General features: G+C 64.2%; 13 protein-coding genes and 1 tRNA gene. 2 read left to right on the top strand and 12 right to left on the bottom strand.

Features of this window, described 5'->3' with window-relative positions:
* Positions 1 to 3: 3 nt before the first annotated feature.
* From BKX98_RS02900 to polA, 5 genes are all read right to left on the bottom strand, one after another.
* The gene (locus BKX98_RS02900) at positions 4 to 1,248 is read right to left on the bottom strand and encodes a hypothetical protein (protein ID WP_143181003.1); all 1,245 of its coding nucleotides are present in this window, start codon (positions 1,246 to 1,248) and stop codon (positions 4 to 6) included.
* A gap of 323 nt (positions 1,249 to 1,571) precedes the next feature.
* Complete coding sequence (gene rpsA, locus BKX98_RS02895; protein WP_038990737.1) at positions 1,572 to 3,047, bottom strand: 30S ribosomal protein S1; 1,476 nt, start codon at positions 3,045 to 3,047, stop codon at positions 1,572 to 1,574.
* A 219-nt stretch (positions 3,048 to 3,266) separates the two neighbouring features.
* Positions 3,267 to 4,580, bottom strand: a complete 1,314-nt coding sequence (locus BKX98_RS02890) for a GNAT family N-acetyltransferase (protein ID WP_052253822.1) — start codon at positions 4,578 to 4,580, stop codon at positions 3,267 to 3,269.
* Between the two features lie 70 nt (positions 4,581 to 4,650).
* On the bottom strand, positions 4,651 to 5,559 hold the full coding sequence (locus BKX98_RS02885; protein WP_223308734.1) for a polysaccharide deacetylase family protein: 909 nt from the start codon (positions 5,557 to 5,559) through the stop codon (positions 4,651 to 4,653).
* Positions 5,560 to 5,627: 68 nt separating this feature from the next.
* Entirely contained in the window at positions 5,628 to 8,240 is a 2,613-nt protein-coding gene (gene polA / locus BKX98_RS02880) for a DNA polymerase I (RefSeq protein WP_233125288.1), read from the bottom strand.
* Positions 8,241 to 8,325: 85 nt separating this feature from the next.
* Here polA and BKX98_RS02875 point away from each other — a divergent pair, with 85 nt between their 5' ends.
* Entirely contained in the window at positions 8,326 to 8,808 is a 483-nt protein-coding gene (locus BKX98_RS02875; protein WP_073706077.1) for a hotdog fold thioesterase, read from the top strand.
* Positions 8,809 to 8,887: 79 nt separating this feature from the next.
* Here the strand turns inward: BKX98_RS02875 and BKX98_RS02870 are convergent, their stop codons facing one another.
* The 4 genes from BKX98_RS02870 to BKX98_RS02855 form a co-directional block, all read right to left on the bottom strand.
* Entirely contained in the window at positions 8,888 to 9,433 is a 546-nt protein-coding gene (locus BKX98_RS02870; RefSeq protein WP_038991793.1) for a dihydrofolate reductase family protein, read from the bottom strand.
* 93 nt (positions 9,434 to 9,526) lie between these two features.
* A complete protein-coding gene (locus BKX98_RS02865; RefSeq protein ID WP_073706076.1) occupies positions 9,527 to 9,775 on the bottom strand; it encodes a hypothetical protein in 249 nt (82 codons plus the stop codon).
* Positions 9,772 to 11,004, bottom strand: a complete 1,233-nt coding sequence (locus BKX98_RS02860) for an inorganic phosphate transporter (protein WP_038991795.1) — start codon at positions 11,002 to 11,004, stop codon at positions 9,772 to 9,774. The genes BKX98_RS02865 and BKX98_RS02860 overlap by 4 nt, the downstream gene beginning before the upstream one ends.
* 290 nt (positions 11,005 to 11,294) lie before the next feature.
* Positions 11,295 to 11,912: an ANTAR domain-containing response regulator gene (locus tag BKX98_RS02855; protein ID WP_066138831.1), complete on the bottom strand. Its 618-nt coding sequence runs from the start codon at positions 11,910 to 11,912 to the stop codon at positions 11,295 to 11,297.
* Between the two features lie 189 nt (positions 11,913 to 12,101).
* Here BKX98_RS02855 and BKX98_RS02850 point away from each other — a divergent pair.
* Positions 12,102 to 12,186, top strand: a tRNA-Leu gene (locus tag BKX98_RS02850).
* A gap of 185 nt (positions 12,187 to 12,371) precedes the next feature.
* Here BKX98_RS02850 and pyk read toward each other — a convergent pair.
* From pyk to gltB, 3 genes are all read right to left on the bottom strand, one after another.
* Positions 12,372 to 13,883 (bottom strand): pyruvate kinase, encoded by a 1,512-nt coding sequence (gene pyk / locus BKX98_RS02845; RefSeq protein ID WP_073706075.1) that lies wholly within the window; start codon positions 13,881 to 13,883, stop codon positions 12,372 to 12,374.
* 86 nt (positions 13,884 to 13,969) lie between these two features.
* The gene (locus tag BKX98_RS02840) at positions 13,970 to 15,439 is read right to left on the bottom strand and encodes a glutamate synthase subunit beta (protein WP_073706074.1); all 1,470 of its coding nucleotides are present in this window, start codon (positions 15,437 to 15,439) and stop codon (positions 13,970 to 13,972) included.
* Positions 15,432 to 20,051 carry a glutamate synthase large subunit gene (gene gltB, locus BKX98_RS02835; protein WP_369826758.1) on the bottom strand — a complete coding sequence of 1,540 codons (4,620 nt, stop codon included), beginning with the start codon at positions 20,049 to 20,051 and terminating at the stop codon, positions 15,432 to 15,434. Before gltB ends, BKX98_RS02840 begins: the two co-directional genes overlap by 8 nt.
* Positions 20,052 to 20,135: the final 84 nt, after the last annotated feature.

The raw sequence follows: 20,135 nt of genomic DNA, 5'->3' as shown, positions 1-20,135 counted from the left end.
CGGTTAGATCAAGAATGGGCGCCCACCGTGCACGCGCACTGCATGGGCGTTGATACCTATGGGATGCAGGTCGATCCGGTCGATCTCGGCCCGCTTGTTATTGTCGAAGTCATCGCCAAGAACTGAGTCGCCATTCGGCGTCTTAACCGCCAGGCGTCGTTTGCTGCGGTTCAGCGGTTCGCGTGCGGATTCCGGAGAGTAGTAGGCGCTCGCCTGTTTCCCTCCCCCATAGAGCCAGGATGCCCGCACGGCAATCGGGCGCGAGCCCCAACCGCTTAATCCCGCGATGACCAAACGCTGGCCGGTTCCTTCAAGCAGTTTCCCATTCAGGTTCTCCCCGTAGACCCAGGGCTGGGCCGCAATGCCCAGGAACTCCTCGTGGGAGAGCTGATTGACCGCATGCACCCCGTGCTCGGGGCAAACCTCGGAACAGAAAATGAATCGCGGATCTTCGAATTCCGTCTTGGATCCGTTCATGTCGTCGTTCCGGCACAGGCAATTCGCGGTTTCATCCGTGTCGATGAGGATCGCGTTTCCGCAGGCCCGTAAAGAGGTTGGGCCGATCCGGTGATCCGCTGGCACTTCGAGTGCGAAAAGGCCCATTGCTTGCAGGTGCATCCAGCGCAATACGCTGATCAGCAAGCTGATGCCCAACAGGATTACCGCAGCCAACACGTCAAGCCGGTATCTTTCATCCAAGTCATGCAACGAATGCACTTCTGTGCTGATCAGTTCCCAGCCCAGCCGGAGAATTGGATAAGCCAGGGCGCCCAACGCCAGTTTCCAGACCGTGGGCGGCATTTGCTTGGTGATTCCGAAATCGCGTTCCTGACCCGCGGCCAGTTCGATGCCGCCTGTTGCTTCACGTTTCCAGGATTTCAGCTGGCGTCTGAGCCGGGCATCGAGGATGCCTACGGTCAGGGAGAGCAGAAGGAAATAGGCCATCGACAGCATCAGCATCCGTTGCAGATCCCCGGCAGGGGCCAGCAGCAAATAAACTCCAGCTGCTACACCCAATCCCATCCACGGTGCTTGCCGGCCGCCGCCGAAGATCATGGCGAGGACGGTAGCGATCATCGAAAAGGACGCGATATGCCAGAAACCCTGGTCGAGGTACGGCGAATGCAGAAGATCTTGACGGACGAGGACCACTAAAGCAACCAGTGGAAGCCAGGTGGCTGCCGCCACCCAGAAATTGGGAATGGTGCGTGGAACGGACGCCCATTCTTCGTGGCTGACCTGGCGCATCGGGATCTGACGCCCGGCAACGGTACCTGCCGCGTAGCCTGCCTGCGAATTCCTTGCCGTTGCCATGTGCATATACCTGTCGTTTGCGAATCTACTTGATCGGTACACTTTTAGTCTAGCGTCAGCAGGTATTAATTTCAGTGCTCCTCGGGAGCTATTTCTGGCCGGCCACCGTCAGCATAAATAATTACGAAGAAGACTGGCCGCAGCGATAAACCGGACATATCCACGGGTTAACGAACGAAGGTCCAACCCTTGCAGGGTTGGACCTTCGTAGATCAGCTAAAGCTAATCACGATTTCCGCACGTGGCAGAAGCCGGAATTAGTTGCCGGTCAGCTTCTCGCGCAGTGCAGCCAGTGCTTCGTCCGAAGCCAGGGTGCCTGCATCGGTGGCTGGTGCCTCCGAGGAGTACGAAGCTGGAGCTGGCTCGGAACCACCGGCAGCAGCAGGCTCTGCTTCTGCATCGGCGGCGATTGCGGCAGCAACCTGCTTCTTGTGTGCTTCCCAACGCTCCTGGGCAGCAGCGTACTGTGCTTCCCATGCAGCGCGCTGAGCGTCGAAGCCCTCGAGCCATTCGTTCGACTCTGGGTCGAAGCCCTCTGGGTACTTGTAGTTGCCGGCCTCGTCGTACTCTGCAGCCATGCCGTAGAGTGCTGGGTCGAACTCGGTGCCCTCTGGGTCAACACCTTCGTTAGCCTGCTTGAGCGACAGCGAGATGCGGCGGCGCTCCAGGTCGATGTCGATGACCTTGACGAACAGCTCGTCGCCCACGGAGACAACCTGCTCGGCCAGTTCAACGTGGCGAACTGCCAGCTCGGAGATGTGAACCAGGCCTTCGATGCCGTCTTCGACGCGTACGAACGCACCGAATGGAACCAGCTTGGTAACCTTGCCCGGTACAACCTGACCCAGTGCGTGGGTGCGGGCGAAGGTCTGCCATGGATCTTCCTGGGTAGCCTTCAGCGACAGGGAAACGCGCTCGCGGTCCAGATCGACTTCCAGAACCTCGACGGTGACTTCCTGGCCAACCTCGACAACCTCGGATGGGTGGTCGATGTGCTTCCAGGACAGCTCGGAAACGTGTACCAGGCCGTCTACGCCGCCCAGGTCCACGAAGGCACCGAAGTTGACGATGGAGGAAACAACGCCCGGACGAACCTGGCCCTTTTCCAGCTTGTTGAGGAAGGTCGAGCGGACCTCGGACTGGGTCTGCTCGAGCCATGCACGGCGGGAGAGCACAACGTTGTTGCGGTTCTTGTCCAGCTCGATGATCTTGGCTTCGATTTCCTGGCCGATGTATGGAGCCAGGTCGCGCACACGGCGCATCTCGACGAGCGATGCTGGCAGGAAGCCACGCAGGCCGATGTCCAGGATGAGGCCACCCTTGACAACCTCGATGACGGTACCGGTAACGACGCCGTCCTCTTCCTTGATCTTTTCGATGTCGCCCCAAGCGCGCTCGTACTGTGCACGCTTCTTGGACAGGATCAGGCGGCCTTCCTTGTCTTCCTTGGTCAGGACCAAGGCTTCGACGCTGTCGCCAACGGTGACAACTTCACCTGGGTCGACGTCGTGCTTGATGGAAAGCTCGCGGGAAGGGATGACACCTTCGGTCTTGTAACCGATGTCGAGCAGAACTTCGTCGTGGTCAACCTTGACGACGGTGCCTTCGACGAGGTCACCATCGTTGAAGTACTTGATGGTGGCGTCGACTGCGGCCAAGAAGTCCTCAGCAGATCCAATGTCGTTGATTGCGACGACTGGTGCGCTGTTGTTCTCGTTCGAGGTGATGGTCATGTAGTAGGGACTCCGATGTGGATAGATTTGATCAGTCGAAACCCCGGAAGTCCCGGAATTTCGAAGGGGGTAAAACTTGATTGCGGACACGGCAAAGCCATGGCACGCTGTTCAAGTCTACGCGCCTACCACACCGCGGGTCAAAGCGTAACCCGCTAACATCCACGCCAGCATTTTGTGAACTTCGTCATAATATCCGGTTTTCGCCCCCCCATCCCGCTAAAAACCGTGTGGCGTGAATCCCTCGCGCGCCACGCTGAACGCTCGCCGCCAGTTCCCTGCGCCTGCCCCGCCGACCAGTTCTGCACGGCCGGAATCCAGCAATTGATCAAGTTGCACGGTCCCGAGATAGAGGCCAGCCACCTCCCTTTCAGAGAGCGCGACCAGCGGCAGGTCGGGATCGGACTGCCCTTCGTCGATTCGGGTCACCGTGGCGCGGGCATCGGCCACGTCGAAGAGGTAGGTCCCGGAAATCAAATCCATCCGGTCGTTCACGCGCAACAGCAACCGGGCATCATGCTGGTAACCGCGAACCTGGAAAGCGGCGGCAACATCCAGCACGCGCAGCCATAGCGAATCGTCGATGGAACGCACGTGGTAGTCCCGCACGTTGTCCAGCACCTGGCGCAGCGGATCGGCCACCGGACCTTGGCCATGCACTTCCTCCACCAGATCATGGTTGCCCAGATATTCGAAGAGCTTGATCCGGGCGGCATCGCTGGTGGCGATCAGCTTGTGCACCACGAGCTTCGCCTTTGGTTCGTCCCAGCCGCCGAACTTGTAGGTGGCGAACCCGCCGAGCTGGCCGGCATCGTCGTAGTAGGCGGCAAAGCGCAGGTTCTTCGGCTTGTCCAAGGTCTCCCAGTTGTCCCAGCGGCCCAGGGCGTAGCCATTGTCGTACTCGGTGCTGTCCACGGAGCCGAAGGTCCGCTCGAACGCGCGGACGGCCAGCGCGGAGTAGTCAGCTTCGAGGCGGGCAGGATCGGCATCCATCACCTTGCCCGGCAGCTGGACTCGCAGCTTCAACCCGCCGGCGCATTTGAGCGTGAAACGGCATTGGAAGGTGGCCGGTTCGAAACCGTACCGGCCATAGATCGTCGCTTCCGATGCGGTCAACGCGGCCAGCGGGAATCCTTCCTGCTGGGCATAGGCCAGATCGGCAGTAATCTGCCTGCCCAGCACGCCGCGCCGCCGATAGCTCGGGGCCACGGTGACCGAAGTGATCTTGTGCGCCGGTACCGGTTCGCCGCCTCCGGCATTGAGCAGCCCGGGAAATGCCCCGTAGGTGTGCACCGGTTCGGTTGCATGGCGCGAGTGCGGTTCGGCGTGCGGGTCGAACACGAGGCAGAAGCGCATTTTCTGCGCGTAGGTCAGGTCCAGGTAGTTCTTCCAGTTGGGCTCGTCCGGCAGCTGCTCGTAGAAGCCGATCCCGGTGGCCCGATGGAACAGCTTGATCGCTTCGTCGAGTTCCCCGCTTCGCGCATCGGCCTGGAAGGTCCGGGTTTCCAGCTGCGGCTGGGGCTCTGGTCTCATCGTGCTCCTTGGCGTGGAAGTCGGCTGGTCACAGTCTATGCCCCTGCTGGCCTGTTGCAAGGGGAAGGCCTCACCAGGCATCGGAGAGCTTGGCGAATCGCAAGCCTGAATCCAGCGCCTGGACCAGCCCAAGTGCCAGGCCCTTCGCCGTGCCCGAAGCTGGCTGGTTGAAGTGCCCGATGCCGACATCCCCGGCGCGCAGCTGGCTAACCTGCACGGCGACGGTCGTCGCGTCGAAGCTCGCCCCGGCGTCCAGGTTGACTGTGAAGTTCATCGGCAGCACGCCCAGTTCGCGGCACAGCGCCGCGCCGGCTTCGTCCATGTGGGCGGTGCCGGAGCGGAAGAACTGCGCGGTGATGCCGAACCGCTCGGCCAGGTACAGCTGGTTGCCCATCACTTCGTCGTAGGCCTGGGCGATCGATCCAGTACCCATGATGCCGTAGGCGCTCTGGCCCCCGGTGGCCAGCGGGGCATGGCTGGTACCGTGGTTGGCGATCTCGAACAGCTCGTCGCTGGCCAGTTCGGCCAGCAGCCGCGCATTGGCCCGAGCCCAGCGCTGGTTCACGAACAGGGTTGCCGGCACCTGCAACTCGCGCAAGGCATCCAGCAGGGTTTCGTCCGCGCCGGAGCCGTTTGGTCCCCCGCAGGCATCGAAGGTCAACGTCGCGAATTCGCTGCCCTTAGGCAAGCCCAGCTCGATGCCCGGGATATCCAGCCCGAACTGCCCGGCCGGAACCTCCTTGAACTTTTCGATCACCTGGTTCCGGCTCGGGTATGCCGCAGAAAAGACGGACGCTGGCTGGGACGAAGCCGCGGCGGAAGGCGGTGGGGTTGCCGAGGCTGCCGGGGCCGTGGACCGCTGTTCGGGGGCAACTGCGCTGCAACCGGAGATCAGCCCGGCGGCCAACGCGCCGAGCCCCAGGCTGCCGGTTTTCAGCGCCCAACGCCGCGAATACTGCTCCACGTCCGCCTCTTTCATCAAGCCTTTGGGTCATGCCAAAGGGCAGGAGCACGACGCAGTGCTCCTGCCCTGCTGGTTGCAGCGCGCTAGTGCGCGGCGTCGTGCCAGGTCCGGCCGATGCCCGGCTGGACATCCAGCGGCACCAGCAGGTCTGCTGCCTGTCCCATTTCGCGGGTCACCAGCTCCTGCACCGGTTCCAGCTCGCCCTCGGCGATCTCCAGAATGAGTTCGTCATGCACCTGCAAAAGCATCCGGGACTTGTACCCGCCGTCTTCCAGGCCTTCGGCGATGCGCAGCATGGCCACCTTGACCAGGTCGGCGGCCGATCCCTGGATCGGGGCGTTCAGCGCGGCACGCTCGGCAATATCGCGCAGCCGGCGATCGGAGCTGTTCAGCTCCGGCAGGTAGCGCCGGCGGCCGAAGATGGTTTCGGTGTAGCCGTCCTTGCGGGCCTGGTCGACCACCGAGCGCAGGTAGGTGCGCACGGCGCCAAAGCGGTCGAAGTAGTCCTTCATGAGCTTGCGGGCCTCGTCCACGCCGATCTTCAGCTGCTTTGAGAGCCCGAAGCTGCTCAGCCCGTAAGCCAGGCCGTAGCTCATCGCCTTCACCTTGGAGCGCATCTCGCTGGTGACGTCTTCCGGCTCGACGTTGAACACGCGCGAACCGACGTAGCGGTGCAGGTCTTCGCCGTTCTGGTAGGCCTCGATCAGCCCTGCATCCTCGGAGAGGTGGGCCATGATGCGCATTTCGATCTGCGAGTAGTCCACGGTCAGCAGGCTCTGGTAGCCCCCGCCGACCATGAACACGTCGCGGATGCGCCGGCCTTCTTCCGAACGCACGGGAATGTTCTGCAGGTTCGGGTTCAGGCTGGACAGGCGCCCGGTCGCGGCCACGGTCTGCGCATAGGTGGTGTGGATCCGGCCATCGTCGTGGGTGGCCTTGAGCAGGCCGTCGACGGTCTGGCGCAGCTTGATCGCATCGCGGTAGGCCATCAGCGCGACCAGGAACGGGTGCCCGGTCCTGACCAGCAGATCCTGCAGCGACTCGGCATCGGTGGTGAAACCGGTCTTGATTTTCTTGGTGCGCGGCAAATCCAGTTCCTCGAACAGGACCACCTGCAGCTGCTTCGGGCTGGAGAGGTTGACCTCGTGGCCGATCGCGGTAAACGCGTCATTGGTCGCCTGGTCCACCTGTTCGGTGAAGTGGGCGCGCAGCTCGTTGAGCCTGTCCACGTCCACCGCGACGCCGGCGCGTTCCATCTCGAAGAGCACCGGAATCAGCGGCAGCTCCATCTCGGCGGCCAGCTTGTCTGCGTGCTTCTCCGCCAGCTTGGAGGCCAGGTAGGCGGAGAGGTCGTGGATGGCCTGCGCCTGGGCCAGGGCCGGTTCGGCCAGCTCGGAGGCCAGTCCCAGATCCAGTTCACCCTTGTTGGCCTGGTGTACCGGCACCGTGTACTTCAGGTGGTATTGCACCACGTCAACCAGGTCATGGCTGCGGCGATCGGGCTGAATCAGGTAGGCGCTGATCAGGGTGTCGTCCCTGATGCCGGCGATCTCCAGCCCTCTTTCGATGAGCAGGTGCATGACGGCCTTGGCGTCGTGGAAGCGCTTCGGGGCGTTCTCATCGGCGAGGAACTGCGCCAGCACGGCCTCGGTGGCCTGATCGAGGTCCGCCAGTTCCAGCCAGAGCGCTTCGGCGCCGCGGAACAGGGCCAGGCCCACGGCTTCGCCGCCAGCCACGGCGGGCTGGATCGCGATGGCCGCGCCCTTCCCGGCCTCGATGAATCCGCGCAGCGCGTCGGCATCGGCATCGAGCACCCGGGAGAATTCGGCAACCTCTGGCGCCGCTTCCTCTTCCTGGGCCGCGAACAGGTCGAACAGCCGCTTGCGCAGGGTGTTGAATTCCAGCGCGTCGAACAGGTTCTCGATCTCTTCGCGGTTCGGGGCTTCGAGTTCCATCTCATCGAGCGTGACCGGCAGTTCCAGGTCGTGCTTGAGCTGGTTCAACCGGCGGTTGCGGGTCACATTGTCCACATGCTCGCGCAGGGAGTCGCCGACCTTGCCCTTGATGTTCTCGATGTTCTCCAGGATCCCGGCGAGGTCCCCGTAGAGGTTGATCCATTTCGCGGCGGTCTTCGGTCCCACGCCCGGCACGCCTGGCAGGTTGTCGGCGGTTTCGCCCACTAGCGCGGCCAAATCCGAGTAGCGCTCAGGGCGCACGAAGTACTTGGCTTCCACCGCGGCGGCATCCATCGGCGGGATATCGCTGATGCCCTTTTTCGGGTACAGCACCAGGGTCTTGTCGGTGATCAGCTGGAAGGCGTCGCGGTCGCCGGAAACCACCAGCACGTTGAACCCGGCTTCTTCGCCCTGGGTGGCCAGCGTGGCCAGGATGTCGTCGGCCTCGAAGCTTTCCAAGGTGATCGAAGGGATGTTCATCGCCTTCATGACCTCTTTGATCAGGTCGATCTGCCCGTAGAACTCTTCGGGGGTCTTATTGCGTCCGCCCTTGTACTCGGTGTACTCCAGCGAGCGGAACGTCGGGGTGTCCAAGTCGAAGGCCACCGCAACGTGGCTGGGCTTTTGCTGGCGGATCATCGTCAGCAGCATCGACACGAACCCGTGCACTGCATTGGTGTGCTGGCCGGTGCTTGTTGCGAAGTTCTCTGCAGGCAGCGCATAGAACGCGCGGAATGCCATGGAGTGTCCGTCGATGATCAGCAGTCTCTTGTCCGACGAAGCAGTCGGTTTGGTTGTTTCGCTCACACCTGAAAGCCTAGTTGCCATGAGCGACAATTTCACTTCTCAAACCACGCAATCTTCGGCACATCCGTTTGCCGCGCAGCTATCGCGCCATGGCATCCCCGAAAGCATGTGGCCCCATCTGCGGCAAAATGGCGTGGGCGAGCTGGTGGAGAAAATGGACATCGTCTTCACCGAGTTCGAAACCCAGCGCGTGGCGGCCACGATGCCGGTGGCGGGCAATACCCAGGTCTATGGGATCCTGCATGGCGGGGCGTCCGCAGCGCTGGCCGAAACCCTAGGTTCGATGGCTGCCGCGTTGCATGGCGCCGGCCGCGCCAACCCGGTCGGCGTTGATTTGAACATCACCCACCACAAGGCCGGCCGTTCGGGGGTTGTCACCGGGGTATGCACCCCGGTGCATCTGGGCCGCAGCAGCACCTGCCATGAGATCGTGATCAGCGATGAGCAGAGCCAGCGGGTAGCCACCGCCCGCATCACCAACATGCTGCTGCCCGTCGACTAGCAATCCGTGCAAGCGGCGCTCCGGGCAAGCCGTGCGTTCCTGGAGTGCCGCCGCGTTTTCGGCCGGGCTCCGGCGCCGCCTAGCCGATCGCGTAGCGCGAGAGGACGATGTCCGCTCCCAGGTCGGTGACCTCCAGGGAGGAGAGCTGCGTGCTGATCGCGCGGCCGAAGAGATTCGCCCCGCCGCCGAGCACTTCCGGAACGGTGACCAGCAGCAGCTCATCGAGCGCATCGGCCTCGACGAAGGCACCGGCCAGGTCGGCTCCGCCGACCACCCACACGTCGCCAGCCCCTGCGCTTTGGGCGATGTCCTGGCTCCAGAAGCCCACCTCGCCGCGGATGAAGGTCAGGTCCGCTCCGGGTAGTGTCGGCAGTTCATGGTGGGTGAAGACCCATACCGGCTTGTCGCCGAACACCCACGGCACGGATCCCTCTGTGGCGTCGCGGACGATGTTCTCATAGGTCTTGCCGCCGATCACTACGGCGCCGACGGTCTCGAAGAACTCGTCGAAATGCTTTTTCACTCCCGGCTGCGAGGCATAGGGCGTGAACCATTGCACGCTGCCGTTGCGATCGGCGATAAAACCATCGATGGAGGCACCCACGTAGTACTTGAAGCTAGTCATGGCTCCAGTCTAGGGGTGCCTCCATCGAAGGCGATATCAAGTTGGCCGGGGAGCCCGGATTCGTGTCGGATCCGCCGGATGCCGAGCGCGGCTCTAGTGGCTTGAGGAGATGCCCAGGATGGCCTCGCTCAGCTGCGGCACGATCAGCACGACGCCCAAGGCGACGATCAGCCCGCACACCACGAAGCAGGCGTAAGCGCCGGCCTTGCTCACGCCCTGGCTGCGGCCGCCATCCTTGGCAACCGCAAGCAGGCGGACTCCGAAGGAGTAGGCGGCCACAATGGCCAACGCGGCAACCCACGTGACGACGGCGACGACCAGGAATGCTGTCCAGTCGATCATGAATTATCAGCTTCCTTCTGCGCGGCGGCGGCCTTGGCCTGCTTGGCTTCCGCCTTGGCCTTGGCGCGGCGTTCCTTCTTGGACAGGATGTTCACGGCTGCACCGGAGTTGTCGATGTCGGAGATGTTCGACTCGTGGTCATGCGGCTGCTTGCGCGAAATGAACCAGATGGCCAGCATCGCACCGGTACCAGCGACAGCGACGATCACGATGCCGATGTTGCCCAGGTGGGTGATGGCGGCGGCGATGCCGCCGACAATGCCGGCAGCCGGCAGGGTGAACAGCCAGCCCAGGGCGATTCGACCGGCGGTGCCCCAGCGGACTTCGCCGCCCTTGCGGCCCATGCCCGAACCGATCACCGAGCCGGAAGCCACCTGGGTGGTCGACAGCGCGAAGCCCAGGTGCGAGGAGGTCAGGATCGCCGAAGCGGTGGACATCTCAGCGGCGAAGCCCTGCGCAGGCTTCACGTCGGTCAGGCCCGATCCCATGGTGGCGATGATGCGCCAGCCGCCAGTGTAGGTACCCAGTGCGATGGCGAAGGCGCAAGTGGCGACCACCCAGAACTGCACTCCGGAGTCGGAGTCCTGCAGGCCCGAAGCCACCAGGGTCAGGGTGATGATGCCCATGGTCTTCTGCGCATCGTTGGTGCCGTGCGAGAGTGCAACGAGCGAGGAGGAGAAGATCTGGCCGTAGCGGAAACCGCCACGCTTCGGCGAGGCGCCGTTTTCACGCTTGGTGATGGCGTACGCCAGCTTGGTGCACAGGTACGCGGAGATGCCCGCGATCAGTGGCGCGCAGATGGCCGGGAGCAGCACCTTGGACAGCAGCACGCTGTAGTTCACCGATGCGAACCCCGCACCGACGATCGCGGCGCCAACGAGGCCGCCGAACAGTGCGTGGGAGGAGCTCGATGGCAGGCCCAGCAGCCAGGTGAACAGGTTCCAGATCACGGCACCCATCAGGCCCGCGAAGATCATCGCCGGGCCGATCGCTACGCCCGTGGTCGGGTCTTCGTTGATGATGCCGCCTGAAATGGTCTTCGCTACCTCGGTGGAGAGGAAAGCGCCGACGAGGTTCAGAATTGCGGCGAGGGCAACAGCCTTCTTAGGGGAAATTGCTCCGGTTGCGATTGGAGTGGCCATCGCATTGGCCGTGTCATGGAAACCATTGGTGAAGTCGAAAAACAACGCCAAGGCAATGACCAGGACGACGATAAGCGTCAAATCCATTGAATACCAGCCTGAGGGGTCGAACGGCAAGGAAAAGTGAACGGGCCATGAAGAAGGGTCCTGCGGAGGGTAATGGCGTGCGGGTCTTCGTTCTCGGCGCAATTTCCATCTTAGGCCCACCACGCAGTACGTCAATCCAGGATTGCAACCCCATTCAGCGGAAAAAAGGGTGAACAAAAGGTTACGGAACGGTGAACGCCCAGTCGAACGCCGTTCCAGCCGGTCGAGGGCATAAAAAATGTGCGCCAAACCATACGTGGTTTGGCGCACACTCTTGTGGCTGGCGGTGCCTACTTGACCTGGTCGACGACCGTCTCGGCGACCTGGCGCATGCTCAAGCGGCGATCCATGGAGGTTTTCTGGATCCAGCGGAACGCTTCCGGCTCGGTCAGGCCCATCTTGGTGATGAGCAGCGACTTGGCGCGGTCCACCAGCTTGCGGGTTTCGAACTGCTCGGCCAGGTTGCTGACTTCTTCTTCCAGCGCGCGCAGTTCGTCATTGCGGGAAATCGCGATTTCGATTGCCGGGGTGAGGTCTGCAGGGGTGAACGGCTTGACCACGTAGGCCATGGCCCCGGCTTCGCGGGCGCGCTCCACCAGTTCCTTTTGGCTGAAGGCGGTCAGCAGGACCACCGGGGCGATGCGTTCCTTGACGATGGCTTCGGCGGCGGTAATGCCGTCCATGACCGGCATCTTCACGTCCATGAGCACCAGGTCGGGCTTCAGCTCGCGGGCCTTTTCCAGAGCCGCCTGGCCGTTGTCGGCTTCGGCGACGACGTCGTAGCCCTCGGAGCGGAGGATTTCGACGATGTCCAGGCGGATCAGGGTTTCGTCCTCGGCAACGACCACGCGACGCGGAGTGGTTTGCACCTCGGATGGGATGCGGGTGATTTCAGGTAGTTCGCTCATTGGCGCCTTCCTCCATGGTCAGAGTTCCTGCCCGCTGCGCGGGCGGCATCTAGGTGGTTTAGGTTCAGCGAAGCCACGTTGCCTCGGTTTCACTTCTAAGCCTACTGGCATGTACTCTTGTTCAGGCGAAGACGCGAGGATCCTGATTAGGAAATCTGGAAAACCTCTAGTAAAGTAGTCAAAGTGCCAGCCCAAGTGGCGGAATCGGTAGACGCGCCGCACTCAAAATGCGGTATCGAAAGATGTGTGGGTTCGAGTCCCACCTTGGGCACCAGCTTCAAGGCCGTTGGGCCGGAAATATTTCCGGTCCAACGGCCTTTTTCGCGCCCCCGGCCGATGGGTTGTCGATTGGCTGTGCTCGAGTTCACAACCCGCATTCGCCGACCCAAGCAGAATCCGCCCTGCCCCAGCTTCTGGGACAGGACGGATCGATACGCTTGGGCTAGAGGGTAGCGGAGACTACAGGTTCTTCGGAGCCGAGACGTTCTCCGGATCCCACGGACCAACCTTCTCGCGTGCAGGCATCGGCTTGCCATCGACCAGCTGGCCGGCATCTGCCAGGTCGCCGATCTTGTGCACGCGCAGCGAGTTGGTCGAGCCGGCCTGCCCTGGAGGGGAACCGGCTGCGATGCAGACCAGGTCGTTGAGGTCAGCCAGTCCCTCGGAGAGCAAAGCTTCGTCCACCTGGGCAGTCATCTTGTCGGTGTGATCGGCGTAGGCCACCAAGCGTGCCTGCACACCCCACATCAGGGTCATGATGTTGTAGGTCTGCTGCAGCGGGGTGAAGGCCAGCACCGGCTTCTTCGGGCGCAGCCGCGACAGGCGCCGCGCCGAGTCGCCGGACTGGGTGAAGGCCACGATGTACTTCGCATCGAGCTGATCGGCGATTTCCACTGCGGCGCGGGTGATCGCACCGCCGCGGGTCTTCGGCTTGGAGCCCAGGCGTGGAATGCGATCCAGTCCGTGCTCTTCGGTCGAAGAGATGATCCGCGACATGGTCTCCACCGTTTCCACCGCGTACTCGCCTACGGAGGTCTCTCCCGAGAGCATGACCGCGTCGGCACCGTCGAGCACCGCGTTGGCGCAGTCCGAAGCCTCGGCACGGGTCGGGGTTGGCGATTCGATCATCGATTCAAGCACCTGGGTGGCGACGATGACCGGCTTCGCCCAGCGGCGAGCCAGCTCGACCGCACGCTTCTGCACCAGTGGAACTTCTTCCAATGGCAACTCGACGCCCAAGTCGCCTCGGGCGACCATGATCGCGTCGAAGGCGTTGACGATTTCTTCCAGTGCCGCCACGGCCTGCGGCTTCTCGATCTTGGCGATGACCGGCACACGGCGGCCTTCTTCATCCATGATCTCGTGGACACGCTGGATGTCTTCGGCGTTGCGCACGAAGGACAGGGCGACCATGTCGATGCCGGCACGGATGGCCCAGCGCAGGTCGTCCTCATCCTTTTCGCTCAGCGCAGGCACGTTCACGGCCACGCCAGGCAGGTTGATGCCCTTGTTGTTGGACACTTCGCCGCCCACGACGACCTCCGAACGCACCGAGGTCTCGTCAACAGCCAGCGCCTTGAGCTTGACCTTGCCGTCGTTGATCAGCAGGAAGTCGCCTGGCTGCACATCGGTGGGAAGTCCCTTGAAGGTGGTCGAGCACAGGTTCCTGGTGCCTTCGATGTCCTCGATGGTGATGGTGAATTCCTCACCGGCCTCGAGGATGTACTTGGCGTTGTCCTTGAAGCGGCCGAGGCGGATCTTCGGACCCTGCAGGTCGGCGAAGATGCCGACAGCACGGCCTACCTCTGCGGCCGCATTGCGCACATTCGCCAGGGATTGCGCGTGCATGGAGTGGTCTCCATGGCTCATGTTCAAGCGGGCGACGTCCACGCCCGCCTTCAGTACCGCTACAGTGTTTTCATAACTTGCCAGGGCCGGGCCCCAGGTTGCCACAATCTTTGCGCGTCTCATTCCGTCAGCCAAATGCCTTTCATGTTCACATAGGCAAAATGCGGCCCACCCGGTTTTCGGGTGCGCCGCATTCAAGCCTATGTCACTCAAATGATGCTGATGGCCCTATCGGTTGGAGCAACCGGTGCAGGGAGGGTAGTCGATCCCGTGAGGAACTTGTCGACCGCGGCCGCGCAAGCGCGTCCTTCGGCGATAGCCCACACGATCAGCGACTGTCCCCGACCGGCGTCTCCGGCGACGAATACCGACTCGGTGTTCGTCATGTAGTAGCCATCTCGGGCGACGTTGCCCCGGTTGTCGAATTCGATACTGACCTGTTCGTCCAATCCGGAAACTTCCGGACCGGTGAACCCGAGGGCAAGCAGGACCAGATCCGCTTTGATTACGCGTTCGGTTCCAGGCTTCGGGAGGCGCTTGCCAGCAACAAATTCTGTCTCTGCAACTGTAACACCGATCACCTTGTTTTGCTCAGTTCCCTCGCCGGAGATGAAGTTGACGGTCGAGGCCAGGTAGGTCCGCTCGCCTCCTTCCTCATGGGAGGTCTGCACCTCGAACAGCACCGGCATCATCGGCCACGGCTGGTCCTCGCGGCGTTCGGTGCCCGGCTGCTTGCCGATGGCCAGCGTGGTGACGCTGGCGGCGCCTTGGCGCAGAGCAGTGCCGATGCAGTCCGAACCGGTGTCGCCGCCACCGAGGACGATCACGTGCTTGCCCTTGGCGTCGATCGAGCGCTCGGACTTCAGCCCCGCCACCACGCGGTTGTTATCGGTGAGGAACTCCATGGCGTGGTGCACGCCGTCGAGGTGGTTGCCCGGCACTGGCAGCTCGCGCGGCACGGTCGCGCCGGTGGCCACGATGACCGCGTCGTAGTCGCGGCGCAGCTGCTTCCAACTGATGTCCTTGCCGATCTCGATGCCGGTGCGGAAGATCGTGCCTTCCGCTTCCATCTGCTCCAGGCGGCGGTCGATGACCTGCTTTTCCAGCTTGAAATCCGGGATGCCGAAGCGCAGCAGGCCGCCGATGGCCTCGTCGCGCTCGTACACCGCCACGGTGTGCCCTGCGCGGGTCAGCTGCTGGGCGGCGGCCAGGCCGGCCGGCCCCGAGCCGACGATCGCCACTCGGTGCTCGGTGTGTCTGGCTGGCGGCTGCGGCTCGAAGCCGCCGGCATCCATCAGGTGCCCGGCGAGCTCCGCCTCGACCTGCTTGATGGTCACCGCGGGTTGGTTGATCCCCAGCACGCAGGAGGCCTCGCAGGGGGCCGGGCACAGCTTGCCGGTCAGCTCCGGGAAGTTGTTGGTGGAAAGTAGCCGGGCTGCCGCGTCGTCCATCCGGCCCTTGTAGGTCAGGTCGTTGAACTCCGGGATCAGGTTGCCCAGCGGGCAGCCGTTGTGGCAGAACGGCACGCCGCAGTCCATGCAACGGCCGGCCTGCTCCTTCAGGGTGCCGGCTTTTTGGCGCTCCAGCACCTCCTTGTAGTCCATCAGGCGCACCGGGACCGGGCGCTTGGGCTGGGTGACGCGTTCGGCCACCTTCAGGAATCCGCGTGGATCAGCCACGGGTCACCTCCAAAATCTTGTTCCATACCTGCGGCGAGTCCGGGTTCTGCCCGCTGGCCACCGCATCGCTGCGCAGCTGCTGCACGGCGGCGAAGTCGCGCGGGGTGATGCTGGTCAGCCGGCCGCGGGTGTTCTCCCAGTCCAGCAGCAGGCGGGAGGCCAGCGGGGACGCGGTCAACGCGATGTGCTCGGTGAGCAGCTCGCGGATGCGTTCGGCTTCCGCGTCGCTGACCGGGGCGACCAGCAGGTCGCCATGCTCGGCGGCCAGCGGGTTCAGCTTGGCCGGATCGAAGTCCAGCACCCAGGCGGTGCCGCCGGAGAATCCGGCGCCGAAGTTCCGGCCGGTGGCGCCCAGGATCAGCACCTGTCCCCCGGTCATGTACTCGCAGCCGTGCTCGCCGATGCCCTCGGTGACGATGCTCGCCCCGGAGTTGCGCACCGCGAAGCGTTCGCCGACCATGCCGTTGATGAACAGCTGGCCGCTGGTGGCGCCGTAGCCGACCACGTTGCCGGCGATGACCTGCTCTTCGGGCTTGGACAGGGTGGTGTGCGGCGGGTGGATCGCGATCCGGCCGCCGGACAGGCCCTTGCCCACGTAGTCGTTCGCGTCGCCGGAGAGCTTCAGCGTGATCCCTTCGGGAAGGAACGCGCCCAGGGACTGGCCGGCGCGGCCGGAAAGGTTCACCTTGATGGTGTCCTGCTCCAGGGTCTGCACCCCGAAGGTCTTGGTCACGTGGTGGCCCAGCAGCGTGCCGGTGGAGCGGTCGGTATTCACGATCTTCGCGTCGATGCTCACCGGCAGGCGGTCTGCCAGCGCCGGCGCGGCGGCGGCGAGCAGCTGCTGGTCCAGGTGCGTGTCCAGCCCGTGGTCCTGGCCGATGCGCCGGCGGCGCGCGGCCAGCTCGACGTCGGGGACATGGGTGATCGCATCCAGGGCCAGCCCTGCCACCTTGTCGTGGGCGGTGATCTGGTCGGCATCGGTGTCCAGCAGCTCGACCTTGCCGATCACCTCGTCCAGGGTGCGGGCCCCCAGCGCGGCGAGCAGTTCGCGCACCTCCTGGGCGATGAACTCGAAGAAGTTCACCACGAATTCGGCCTTTCCGGTGAAGCGTTCGCGCAGCGTGGGGTTCTGCGTGGCTACCCCCACCGGGCAGGTGTCCAGATGGCAAACGCGCATCATGATGCAGCCGGAAACCACCAGCGGGGCGGTGGCGAAACCGAACTCCTCGGCCCCGAGCAGCGCACCGATCAGCACGTCGCGGCCGGTCTTCAGCTGGCCGTCGACCTGCACGGTGACGCGGTCGCGCAGCCCGTTGAGGATCAGCGTCTGCTGCGCTTCGGCCAGGCCGATCTCCCACGGGGTGCCGGCATGCTTCAGCGAGTTCATCGGCGAGGCGCCGGTGCCGCCATCGTGCCCGGAGACCAGCACCACGTCCGCCTTGGCCTTGGCCACGCCGGCCGCGACGGTGCCGATGCCGGACTCGGAGACCAGCTTCACGTGCACGCGGGCCGACGGGTTGGCGCACTTCGCGTCGTGGATCAGCTGGGCCAGGTCCTCGATCGAGTAGATGTCGTGGTGCGGCGGCGGGGAGATCAGCCCGACGCCCGGGGTGGAGTGCCGGGTCTTGGCGATCCACGGGTAGAGCTTCTCGCTCATCAGCTGGCCGCCCTCGCCGGGCTTGGCGCCCTGCGCCATCTTGATCTGGATGTCATCCGCATTGGTCAGGTACAGGCTGGTCACGCCGAAGCGCCCCGAAGCGATCTGCTTGATGGCGCTGCGCCGCTCGGGGTCGAGCAGGCGCTCGGGGTCCTCGCCGCCCTCGCCGGTGTTGGACTTGGCGCCCAGCCGGTTCATCGCGATGGCCAGGGTCTCATGCGCCTCGGCGGAGATCGAGCCGTAGCTCATCGCGCCGGTGGAGAACCGCTTGACGATCGAGGAGACCGGTTCCACCTCGTCGATGCTGATCGGGGTGATGCCCTCGGTCTTGAACTTCAGCAGCCCGCGCAGGGTCTTCAGCTGCGCGGCCTGGTCGTCCACCGCCTTCGTGTACTCCTTGAACACGTCGTAGCGGCGGGTGCGGGTGGAATGCTGCAGGCGGAAGACGGTTTCCGGGTTGAACAGGTGCGGCGGGCCTTCGCGTCGCCACTGGTACTCTCCCCCGGTCTCCAATTCCAGCGGCTGGGCGCCGCCGTCGATCTCCGGGTAGGCGCGCGCATGGCGGGCGGCGGCTTCGGCGGCCACCACGTCCAGCTCGATGCCCGAGAGCTTCGTGGCGGTGCCGGTGAAGTACTGGTCGACCACGCGCTGGGACAGGCCGACGGCTTCGAAGGTCTGCGCGCCGCAGTAGCTGGAGACCGTGGAGATGCCCATCTTGGACATGATCTTCAGCACGCCCTTGCCCAGCGCCTTGATCAGGTTGGCGCTGGCCTGGCTTCCGTCGACGCCGGGCAGCTCGCCGTTCTCGGCCATCTGCTCGACCGATTCCAGGGCGAGGTAGGGGTTGATCGCGCTGGCGCCGTAGCCGATGAGCAGCGCGATGTGGTGCACTTCGCGGGCGTCGCCGGACTCGATGATCAGCGAGACGCGGGTGCGGTTCGAGCTCTTGAGCAGATGGTGGTGCACCGCGGAAGTCAGCAGCAGGGACGGGATCGGCGCCCAGGCGGCCGAGGAGTCGCGGTCCGAGAGCACGATGTAGCGCACCCCGCGGTTCACCGCGGCGGAGACCTTCTCGCAGATTTCCTGCAGCCGGGCGCGCAGCTCGGATTCGCCGCCGGCCGGGCGGTACAGCCCGCGCACCTTCAGCGTGTACTTGGCGCCGGATTCGTCGCGCAGGTTCGCGATCTTGGCCAGCTGGTCGTTGGTCAGCACCGGGTAGTCCAGCGCGATCTGGGTCTGCTCGACGCGGTCCAGGGACAGCAGGTTCCCGTCCGGGCCGATCGCGGTGCCCATGGAGGTGACCAGCTCTTCGCGGATCGCATCCAGCGGCGGGTTGGTGACCTGGGCGAAGGACTGGGTGAAGTAGTCGAACAGCAGCCGCGGGCGCTGCGAGAGGGCGGCGATCGGGGTGTCAGTGCCCATGGCGGCCAGCGGCTCGGCGCCGGCGGCGGCCATCGGGGCCAGCAGCACGCGCAGCTCCTCGGTGGTGTAGCCGAAGGTCAGCTGGCGCAGGGCCACGGAAGCCGAATTGTGGCGAACATGCTCCAGATCCGGGAAGTCGTCCAGGGTCTTCAGGTTCTGCGCCACCCAGTCGCGCCATGGCTTGGAGGCGGCCACTTCAGCCTTGATTTCGGCATCTTCGACGATGCGCTGGCCGGCCAGATCCACCGCGAACATCTTGCCCGGGGCGACACGGCCCTTGGCCACGATGTGCTCTTCGTCGGTGTCGATCACGCCGACCTCGCTGGCAAGCACCACCAGGCCGTCGTCGGTGACCCACCAGCGGGCCGGGCGCAGGCCGTTGCGGTCAAGAACGGCGCCGGCCATCTGGCCGTCGGTGAAGCAGACAGCTGCCGGGCCGTCCCACGGCTCGATGAGCATGGACTGGTACTGGTAGAAGGCGCGCAAATCCGCGTCCATCTGGTCGTCGTTTTCCCACGGCTGCGGGATCATCATCATGATCGTCTCGGCGACGTTGCGCCCCGAGAGCATGAGCATTTCGGCGACCTCGTCGAAGGAGGCCGAGTCGGAGGCGCCGGCGGTGCAGATCGGGAACAGTTCCTCGGGCACCTCGCCGAGCAGCGGCGAGGCGAGGGTGGACTGGCGGGCGCGCATCCAGTTGCGGTTGCCCTTGACCGTGTTGATCTCGCCGTTGTGCGCGATGGTGCGGAACGGCTGGGCCAGCGGCCAGGACGGGAAGGTGTTGGTGGAGAAACGCGAGTGCACGATCGCGCAGCGGCTGGCGAAGCGGCTATCGGACAGGTCCGGGTAGAAGGGCTCAAGCTGCGCGGTGGAGACCATGCCCTTGTAGACGATGGACTGCGAGGAGAACGAGGCGAAGTACACGCCCATCTTGTTGTGCGCGCGGCGGCGGATGCGCCAGGCGGCGGCGTCCAGCTCGCGGCTGGTGGCGGCCGGGGCGCCGGCAGGGGCGGCGATGAAGAATTGGGTGATGCAGGGCATCACCTTGCGGGCAGAGGCGCCGAGCACGTCGGCGTTGACCGGTACCTCGCGCCAGCCGAGCACCGCGAGGTTTTCCTCGGCGGCCATGGTTTCCAGCTCTTCTTGGGCGAAGGCACGTTCGCCGGAGTCGGCCGGGAGGAAGCCCATGCCCACGGCGTAGGAGCCGGCGGCGGGAAGATCGAATGCGGTGACGCTGCGCAGGAATGCATCAGGCAGGTGCAGCAGGATGCCGGCGCCGTCGCCGGTGCCCTCGTCGGCGCCGATGGCGCCTCGGTGCTCCAGACGGCGCAGGGCGGTCAGCGCATGGGCGACAATGCCGTGGCTGGCTTCGTTCTTCAGGGACGCAATCATCGCCAGGCCGCAGGCGTCCTTCTCGGCCGCCGGATCGTACAGCCCCTGCGCGCCGGGCAGCGCGGAGAAACGGGTGTAGGGCGAGGGGACTTCCTCGCCAAAACCTGGCGAGGCGTTCATCTGGACTCCGGTCATGCTCATGAGCGTGCCTTTCTGTGGTTCATGCAGGATAGGCGCGCGGCAGCCCCCGGTAAAGGGCTAATTCTTCGCAAGGGCTTCCGGCCG

This window comes from Glutamicibacter sp. 0426, assembly GCF_001906485.1.
GTDB lineage: Bacteria > Actinomycetota > Actinomycetes > Actinomycetales > Micrococcaceae > Glutamicibacter > Glutamicibacter nicotianae.
Note: the sequence above shows the minus strand (reverse complement) of the source record. Positions and strands in the feature narration are given on the sequence as shown.

Excerpts from the sequence above, each read along its gene's own strand:
- BKX98_RS02900 (WP_143181003.1), bottom strand. The coding sequence starts at position 1,248 with ATGCGCCAGGTCAGCCACGAAGAATGGGCGTCCGTTCCACGCACCATT.
- BKX98_RS02885 (WP_223308734.1), bottom strand. The coding sequence starts at position 5,559 with ATGAAAGAGGCGGACGTGGAGCAGTATTCGCGGCGTTGGGCGCTGAAA.
- BKX98_RS02890 (WP_052253822.1), bottom strand. The coding sequence starts at position 4,580 with ATGAGACCAGAGCCCCAGCCGCAGCTGGAAACCCGGACCTTCCAGGCC.
- BKX98_RS02875 (WP_073706077.1), top strand. The coding sequence starts at position 8,326 with ATGAGCGACAATTTCACTTCTCAAACCACGCAATCTTCGGCACATCCG.
- BKX98_RS02855 (WP_066138831.1), bottom strand. The coding sequence starts at position 11,912 with ATGAGCGAACTACCTGAAATCACCCGCATCCCATCCGAGGTGCAAACC.
- pyk (WP_073706075.1), bottom strand. The coding sequence starts at position 13,883 with ATGAGACGCGCAAAGATTGTGGCAACCTGGGGCCCGGCCCTGGCAAGT.
- rpsA (WP_038990737.1), bottom strand. The coding sequence starts at position 3,047 with ATGACCATCACCTCGAACGAGAACAACAGCGCACCAGTCGTCGCAATC.
- BKX98_RS02865 (WP_073706076.1), bottom strand. The coding sequence starts at position 9,775 with ATGATCGACTGGACAGCATTCCTGGTCGTCGCCGTCGTCACGTGGGTT.
- polA (WP_233125288.1), bottom strand. The coding sequence starts at position 8,240 with ATGGCATTCCGCGCGTTCTATGCGCTGCCTGCAGAGAACTTCGCAACA.
- BKX98_RS02870 (WP_038991793.1), bottom strand. The coding sequence starts at position 9,433 with ATGACTAGCTTCAAGTACTACGTGGGTGCCTCCATCGATGGTTTTATC.
- gltB (WP_369826758.1), bottom strand. The coding sequence starts at position 20,051 with ATGAGCATGACCGGAGTCCAGATGAACGCCTCGCCAGGTTTTGGCGAG.
- BKX98_RS02860 (WP_038991795.1), bottom strand. The coding sequence starts at position 11,004 with ATGGATTTGACGCTTATCGTCGTCCTGGTCATTGCCTTGGCGTTGTTT.